The 7,171-nt window shown below is 51.7% G+C and carries 8 protein-coding genes; 6 read left to right on the forward strand and 2 right to left on the reverse strand.

What is annotated here, in order from left to right:
• Window positions 1-3 precede the first annotated feature (3 nt).
• Window positions 4-855 carry a 4-(cytidine 5'-diphospho)-2-C-methyl-D-erythritol kinase gene (gene ispE, locus HEN21_RS18590; RefSeq protein ID WP_176251887.1) on the reverse strand — a complete coding sequence of 284 codons (852 nt, stop codon included), beginning with the start codon at window positions 853-855 and terminating at the stop codon, window positions 4-6.
• A complete protein-coding gene (gene lolB, locus HEN21_RS18595) occupies window positions 855-1,478 on the reverse strand; it encodes a lipoprotein insertase outer membrane protein LolB (protein WP_001130678.1) in 624 nt (207 codons plus the stop codon). The genes ispE and lolB overlap by 1 nt, the downstream gene beginning before the upstream one ends.
• A 213-nt stretch (window positions 1,479-1,691) precedes the next feature.
• On the opposite strand from lolB, the gene hemA reads away from it, so the two are divergent.
• Genes hemA through kdsA form a run of 6 tightly spaced genes read left to right on the forward strand, consistent with a single transcriptional unit; the run spans window position 1,692 to window position 6,996 of the window.
• The gene (gene hemA / locus HEN21_RS18600) at window positions 1,692-2,948 is read left to right on the forward strand and encodes a glutamyl-tRNA reductase (protein WP_010352454.1); all 1,257 of its coding nucleotides are present in this window, start codon (window positions 1,692-1,694) and stop codon (window positions 2,946-2,948) included.
• Between the two features lie 40 nt (window positions 2,949-2,988).
• Window positions 2,989-4,071: a peptide chain release factor 1 gene (gene prfA / locus HEN21_RS18605; protein ID WP_000804729.1), complete on the forward strand. Its 1,083-nt coding sequence runs from the start codon at window positions 2,989-2,991 to the stop codon at window positions 4,069-4,071.
• On the forward strand, window positions 4,071-4,904 hold the full coding sequence (gene prmC / locus HEN21_RS18610; protein WP_000456437.1) for a peptide chain release factor N(5)-glutamine methyltransferase: 834 nt from the start codon (window positions 4,071-4,073) through the stop codon (window positions 4,902-4,904). The genes prfA and prmC overlap by 1 nt, the downstream gene beginning before the upstream one ends.
• A complete protein-coding gene (gene sirB2, locus HEN21_RS18615; RefSeq protein ID WP_176251886.1) occupies window positions 4,901-5,293 on the forward strand; it encodes an invasion regulator SirB2 in 393 nt (130 codons plus the stop codon). Before prmC ends, sirB2 begins: the two co-directional genes overlap by 4 nt.
• Before the next feature lie 3 nt (window positions 5,294-5,296).
• Window positions 5,297-6,106 carry an invasion regulator SirB1 gene (gene sirB1, locus HEN21_RS18620; RefSeq protein WP_001257033.1) on the forward strand — a complete coding sequence of 270 codons (810 nt, stop codon included), beginning with the start codon at window positions 5,297-5,299 and terminating at the stop codon, window positions 6,104-6,106.
• Window positions 6,107-6,141: 35 nt separating this feature from the next.
• Window positions 6,142-6,996, forward strand: coding sequence for a 3-deoxy-8-phosphooctulonate synthase (gene kdsA, locus HEN21_RS18625; RefSeq protein WP_000811058.1), 855 nt, complete (start codon window positions 6,142-6,144; stop codon window positions 6,994-6,996).
• The last annotated feature ends 175 nt before the right edge of the window (window positions 6,997-7,171 follow it).

Raw genomic sequence — 7,171 nt, forward strand, 5'->3', positions numbered from 1 at the left:
GGCTTAAAGCATGGCTCTGTGCAATGGGGAAAGGTTGACGCCTTTCGCCACAAAGCCATTGAGCCATTCCGGGGCTTGCTCTAGCACCTGGCGGGCTTCAGACTCTGTATCAAATTCAGCAAAGACACAGGCCCCTGTCCCAGTCAGGCGCGACGGGGCGTATTCTAACAGCCAGGAAAGCACCGCATCAACCTCGCGAAAACGTTTTCTTGCGATAACCTCGCAATCATTACCGAATTCACATTTTAGCAACGTATCAATTGACCTTTTCGGCGTGTTGCGCGGGAGTTCAGGATCTTTAAAAATCACCGGTGTCGGAATACTTACACCAGGGTGCGCCACCAGATACCATTTCTCTGGCGGATTCACTGGCGTTAATATTTCACCCACTCCCTCAGCAAAAGCGGCATGACCACGGACAAATACAGGAACATCTGCGCCCAGCGTCAGACCCATTTCCGCTAGCTCATCGATGCTCAGGCCGCATTGCCAGAGATGATTCAGCGCCACCAGAACAGTCGCGGCATTCGATGAACCACCGCCCAGGCCGCCGCCCATCGGTAATTGTTTGTCAATGCTGATATCTGCACCGCTTCCCGCCGGAAGACGCCCGCTGTTTGCTGCTGTTTTCATCAACAACCGTGCTGCGCGAACGATCAGATTATCTTCGTGTTCCACGCCTCCAACGGGTGTTAACAGGCGAATATCCCCATCGTCACGAAGTTCAATGCTGATGGTGTCGCCGTAATCAAGAAACTGAAACAGCGTTTGCAGCGTGTGGTAACCATCCGCACGCTGACCGGTAATGTATAAGAACAGATTAAGTTTTGCCGGAGAGGGCCACTGTGTCCGCATTATTTCACTATCCAGTTATCCATTTTTAACTTGATGCGCTGACCACCGTCGGTGAGTTCCATATTGGCTGGCATCGCAGGTTGCGTTTTGGTGTCATAACCACCGTATACGACTTTCCAGTTTTTGCCGTTCTGGCTGTAGGTGATTTCGCTCAGGCGGTACTGATCGTCCAGTTTGTAGTCGGTCGCATCACCGGGCAAACCTAAAATCCACTGACGCAAGCTGTTGAGCGGAATCGGCATTCCTGTCAATTTGCCAATCATCTCTTCGGCGTCATCGGCGGTGTAACGTTGACCTTTGTTATCTACGAGCTGCACGTTACCCGGCTGAGCATTCAGCTCCAGTTCGGTGCTTCCCAATGGGTTAGTCAGCAGCAGACGGTAGCGATCCTGGCCAGTTTGCTGCCAGAAGAAGCGGGCATACACTTTCTGCTGGTCGGAAATATACGCAAATGCACCGCGTGTCTGATATTGATTGAGGTTACGAACGTCTTGCTGATGCTGACGCCACTGCGGGGAATCCGGGCTTTTGCCGGGGCCTTTTGGCGTGGTAACGGAACAGGCAGTGAGCACGAGGGCAGCCAGCGGTAGCAGGCGGATAAAGCGAAAATCGGGCAGGGGCATAGTGATGACAAGTCCTTGAGATACGTTGCAGTTATAACCCTTAATGCTAGCGTTACCGTCCGCTATCGTCTATGTTCAAGTTGTCTTAGTTGCCAGAATCTAACGGCTTTTGGCAATTACTCCAAAAGGGGGCGCTCTCTTTTATTGATCCCACGCATCCTGTATGATGCGTGCAGACTAACCATATCAACGTTGGTATTATTTCCCGCAGACATGACCCTTTTAGCACTCGGTATTAACCATAAAACGGCACCTGTATCGCTACGAGAACGTGTATCGTTTTCGCCGGACAAGCTCGATCAGGCGCTTGACAGCCTGCTCGCGCAGCCGATGGTGCAGGGCGGCGTGGTGCTGTCGACGTGTAACCGCACGGAACTTTATCTTAGCGTTGAAGAGCAGGATAACCTGCAAGAGGCGCTCATTCGCTGGTTGTGCGATTACCACAATCTCAACGAAGAAGATCTGCGTAATAGCCTCTACTGGCATCAGGATAACGACGCGGTCAGCCATCTGATGCGTGTTGCCAGCGGGCTTGATTCACTCGTCCTTGGTGAGCCGCAAATCCTTGGTCAGGTGAAAAAAGCATTTGCTGATTCGCAAAAAGGCCATATGAAGGCGAGCGAGCTGGAACGCATGTTCCAGAAATCTTTCTCTGTAGCAAAACGCGTCCGCACTGAAACGGATATTGGCGCCAGTGCCGTATCTGTCGCTTTTGCGGCTTGTACGCTGGCGCGGCAGATCTTTGAATCGCTCTCAACGGTAACGGTTTTGCTGGTTGGTGCGGGTGAAACCATCGAGCTGGTGGCGCGTCACCTGCGCGAACACAAAGTTCAGAAGATGATTATCGCCAACCGTACTCGTGAACGTGCCCAAATTCTGGCAGATGAAGTCGGTGCGGAAGTGATTGCATTGAGCGATATCGACGAACGTCTGCGTGAAGCCGATATCATCATTAGTTCCACTGCAAGCCCGTTACCGATCATCGGTAAAGGTATGGTGGAGCGCGCATTAAAAAGCCGTCGCAACCAACCGATGCTGTTGGTGGATATTGCCGTTCCGCGCGATGTTGAGCCGGAAGTCGGCAAACTGGCGAATGCTTATCTTTATAGCGTTGACGATCTGCAAAGTATTATTTCGCATAACCTGGCGCAGCGTAAAGCTGCAGCAGTTGAGGCGGAAACTATCGTCGCTCAGGAAACCAGCGAATTTATGGCGTGGCTGCGCGCACAAAGCGCCAGCGAAACCATTCGCGAGTATCGCAGTCAGGCAGAGCAGGTTCGCGATGAGTTAACCGCCAAAGCGTTAGCCGCCCTTGAGCAGGGCGGAGACGCGCAAGCCATTATGCAGGATCTGGCATGGAAACTGACTAACCGCCTGATCCATGCGCCAACGAAATCACTTCAACAGGCCGCCCGTGACGGGGATAACGAACGCCTGAATATTCTGCGCGACAGCCTCGGGCTGGAGTAGCAGTACATCATTTTCTTTTTTACAGGGTGCATTTACGCCTATGAAGCCTTCTATCGTTGCCAAACTGGAAGCCCTGCATGAACGCCATGAAGAAGTTCAGGCGCTGCTGGGTGATGCGCAAACCATCGCTGACCAGGAACGTTTTCGCGCATTATCTCGTGAATATGCGCAGTTAAGTGATGTTTCGCGCTGTTTCACCGACTGGCAACAGGTTCAGGAAGATATCGAAACCGCACAGATGATGCTCGACGATCCTGAAATGCGTGAAATGGCGCAGGATGAACTGCGCGAAGCTAAAGAAAAAAGCGAGCAACTGGAACAACAACTTCAGGTTCTCTTGCTGCCAAAAGATCCTGATGACGAACGCAACGCCTTCCTCGAAGTGCGTGCCGGAACCGGTGGTGATGAAGCCGCATTATTTGCCGGCGATCTGTTCCGTATGTACAGCCGTTACGCAGAAGCCCGTCGCTGGCGCGTGGAAATCATGAGCGCCAGCGAGGGCGAGCATGGTGGCTATAAAGAGATCATCGCCAAAATCAGCGGTGACGGTGTGTATGGACGTCTGAAATTTGAATCCGGTGGTCATCGCGTGCAGCGTGTTCCGGCCACTGAATCCCAGGGGCGTATTCATACTTCTGCTTGTACCGTTGCTGTAATGCCAGAACTGCCTGACGCGGAACTGCCGGATATCAACCCGGCAGATTTGCGCATTGATACTTTCCGCTCTTCAGGGGCAGGCGGGCAGCACGTTAACACCACCGATTCGGCAATCCGTATTACCCACTTACCAACCGGTATTGTTGTTGAATGTCAGGACGAACGTTCACAACATAAAAACAAAGCTAAAGCTCTTTCTGTACTTGGTGCTCGCATCCACGCAGCAGAAATGGCAAAACGCCAGCAGGCGGAGGCGTCTACCCGTCGTAACCTGCTGGGCAGTGGCGATCGCAGCGACCGTAACCGTACCTACAATTTCCCGCAGGGGCGCGTCACCGACCACCGTATCAACCTGACGCTCTACCGTCTGGATGAAGTGATGGAAGGGAAGCTGGATATGCTGATTGAGCCGATCGTCCAGGAACATCAGGCTGACCAACTGGCGGCGTTGTCCGAGCAAGAATAATGGAATATCAACACTGGTTGCGTGACGCAATAACCCAACTTCAGGCGAGCGAAAGTCCGCGTCGCGATGCTGAAATCTTGCTGGAGCATGTTACCGGCAAGGGACGCACCTTCATTCTCGCTTTTGGCGAAACACTGCTGACTGATGCGCAGTGTGAGCAACTCGACGTACTGCTGGCGCGTCGTCGTGCGGGTGAACCTATTGCTCATTTAACCGGTGTGCGTGAATTTTGGTCGTTGCCGTTATTTGTTTCGCCAGCGACCTTAATTCCCCGTCCTGACACCGAATGTCTGGTGGAACAGGCTCTGGCTCGGTTGCCTGAACAGTCTTGTCGTATTCTCGATCTCGGTACGGGCACCGGGGCAATTGCGCTGGCGCTGGCCAGCGAGCGTCCAGATTGTGAGGTAACCGCCGTTGACCGAATGCCGGATGCTGTTGCCCTTGCGAAGCGTAATGCGCAGCATCTGGCGATTAAAAATATCCATATCCTGCAAAGCGACTGGTTTAGTGCGCTTGGCGAGCAGCAATTTGCGATGATTGTCAGCAATCCGCCATATATTGACGAGCAGGACCCCCATCTTCAACAAGGCGATGTCCGCTTTGAGCCGCTGTCGGCGTTGGTTGCGGCAGACAGCGGTATGGCGGATATCGTTCACATCATCGAAAAGTCTCGTAACGCACTGACATCTGGCGGATTTCTGCTTCTGGAGCATGGCTGGCAGCAGGGCGAAGTGGTTCGACAGGCATTTATGCAGGCGGGTTATCGTAATGTCGAAACCTGCCGGGACTACGGTGATAACGAGCGCGTGACGCTTGGTCGCTATTATCGATGACAAGTTTTACTACGCTGCTTAGCGTTCATCTCATTAGCATCGCGCTTTCTGTTGGGCTACTAACCTTACGTTTCTGGCTACGTTATCAGGAGCATCCTCAGGCATTTGCTCGCTGGACGCGCATTACGCAGCCGGTTATCGACACGGTGTTATTGTTAAGCGGCGTTGCGCTAATGGCTAAAGCGCACATCCTGCCATTTTCCGGGCAGGCACAATGGCTGACTGAAAAGCTGTTTGGAGTTATCATTTATATCGTTTTGGGTTTTATTGCTCTCGATTATCGTCAGGTGCACAGTCAGCAGGTGCGCATTATTGCCTTCCCGCTGGCGCTGGTGGTGCTGTACATCATCATTAAACTCGCCACCACAAAAGTACCGTTACTGGGGTAAGTCATGAGATCGTTAGCTGATTTCGAATTTAATAAAGCGCCGCTGTGCGAAGGCATGATCCTGGCTTGCGAAGCAATCCGCCGCGATTTTCCCTCGCAAGATGTATACGACGAACTGGAGCGTCTCGTTAATCTGGCGAAGGAAGAAATTAGCCAGCTTCTGCCTTTAGAAGAGCAGCTGGAAAAATTGATCGCGTTGTTTTACGGCGAATGGGGATTTAAAGCCTCACGCGGTGTTTATCGTCTTTCCGATGCATTATGGTTGGATCAGGTGTTAAAAAATCGGCAGGGCAGTGCGGTATCATTAGGCGCCGTTTTGGTGTGGGTCGCTAATCGTCTTGATTTGCCGCTGATGCCGGTGATATTCCCGACGCAGCTTATATTGCGCATTGAATGTCCGGATGGCGAAATTTGGTTGATTAACCCTTTTAACGGTGAATCGTTAAGCGAACATATGCTGGATGTATGGTTAAAGGGAAATATCAGCCCGTCGGCGGAACTGTTTTATGAAGACCTGGATGAAGCCGATAACATTGAGGTTATCCGCAAACTATTGGATACGCTGAAAGCGTCGCTGATGGAAGAAAATCAGATGGAACTGGCATTACGCACCAGCGAGGCCTTATTACAGTTCAACCCGGAAGATCCGTATGAAATTCGCGATCGTGGGTTGATTTACGCGCAACTGGATTGCGAACACGTTGCGTTAAATGATTTAAGTTATTTCGTTGAACAGTGTCCGGAAGACCCGATCAGCGAAATGATCCGTGCGCAAATTAATAACATCGCGCATAAACATATTGTGCTGCATTAATTAATCGACATTTTACTTAAGATTAAGGCGATCCTATGAAACAAAAAGTGGTTAGCATTGGCGACATCAACGTAGCAAATGACCTGCCGTTCGTGCTGTTTGGCGGTATGAACGTGCTGGAATCTCGCGATCTGGCGATGCGCATTTGCGAACACTACGTAACCGTGACCCAGAAACTGGGTATCCCTTACGTGTTCAAAGCCTCTTTTGACAAAGCCAACCGCTCCTCTATCCACTCTTATCGTGGACCGGGCCTGGAAGAAGGGATGAAAATCTTCCAGGAATTGAAGCAAACTTTTGGCGTGAAAATTATCACCGACGTTCACGAACCAAGCCAGGCACAGCCAGTTGCTGATGTTGTGGATGTGATCCAGTTACCGGCATTTCTCGCTCGTCAGACTGACCTGGTGGAAGCCATGGCGAAAACCGGTGCGGTAATTAACGTCAAGAAACCGCAGTTTGTCAGCCCGGGTCAGATGGGTAACATCGTTGATAAATTCAAAGAAGGCGGCAACGATAAAGTGATTCTTTGCGATCGCGGCGCTAACTTTGGCTATGACAACCTGGTTGTCGATATGCTGGGCTTCAGCATTATGAAGAAAGTTTCTGGCAACTCGCCGGTGATTTTCGACGTGACCCACGCACTGCAATGCCGCGATCCGTTTGGTGCAGCTTCTGGTGGTCGTCGTGCTCAGGTGGCTGAGCTGGCACGTGCTGGTATGGCGGTAGGTCTGGCGGGGCTGTTTATTGAAGCGCATCCGGACCCGGAACACGCAAAATGCGATGGCCCATCTGCGCTGCCGCTGGCTAAACTGGAACCGTTCCTCAAGCAGATGAAAGCGATTGATGATCTGGTGAAAGGTTTCGAAGAACTGGATACCAGCAAGTAATTTTTTGCTTGAAAACAAAAGCCTTATCGTTCTGCGGTAAGGCTTTTTTCATGGTTGACGGAGACAAAAAAGGCCGCAGGCTGTTACCCCTGCGACCGGTTTCGGGCGCATATTGCCATCACGGCAGCCTGACGCCCGTATTCACCTTACTTCCGGTTACGCCACCAGCTAACAA

Origin of the sequence: Escherichia sp. 93.1518, from assembly GCF_013368915.2 — a bacterium.
In the GTDB taxonomy this organism is placed as follows: domain Bacteria; phylum Pseudomonadota; class Gammaproteobacteria; order Enterobacterales; family Enterobacteriaceae; genus Escherichia; species Escherichia ruysiae.

Excerpts from the sequence above, each read along its gene's own strand:
- ispE (WP_176251887.1), bottom strand. The coding sequence starts at position 855 with ATGCGGACACAGTGGCCCTCTCCGGCAAAACTTAATCTGTTCTTATAC.
- lolB (WP_001130678.1), bottom strand. The coding sequence starts at position 1,478 with ATGCCCCTGCCCGATTTTCGCTTTATCCGCCTGCTACCGCTGGCTGCC.
- hemA (WP_010352454.1), top strand. The coding sequence starts at position 1,692 with ATGACCCTTTTAGCACTCGGTATTAACCATAAAACGGCACCTGTATCG.
- prfA (WP_000804729.1), top strand. The coding sequence starts at position 2,989 with ATGAAGCCTTCTATCGTTGCCAAACTGGAAGCCCTGCATGAACGCCAT.
- prmC (WP_000456437.1), top strand. The coding sequence starts at position 4,071 with ATGGAATATCAACACTGGTTGCGTGACGCAATAACCCAACTTCAGGCG.
- sirB2 (WP_176251886.1), top strand. The coding sequence starts at position 4,901 with ATGACAAGTTTTACTACGCTGCTTAGCGTTCATCTCATTAGCATCGCG.
- sirB1 (WP_001257033.1), top strand. The coding sequence starts at position 5,297 with ATGAGATCGTTAGCTGATTTCGAATTTAATAAAGCGCCGCTGTGCGAA.
- kdsA (WP_000811058.1), top strand. The coding sequence starts at position 6,142 with ATGAAACAAAAAGTGGTTAGCATTGGCGACATCAACGTAGCAAATGAC.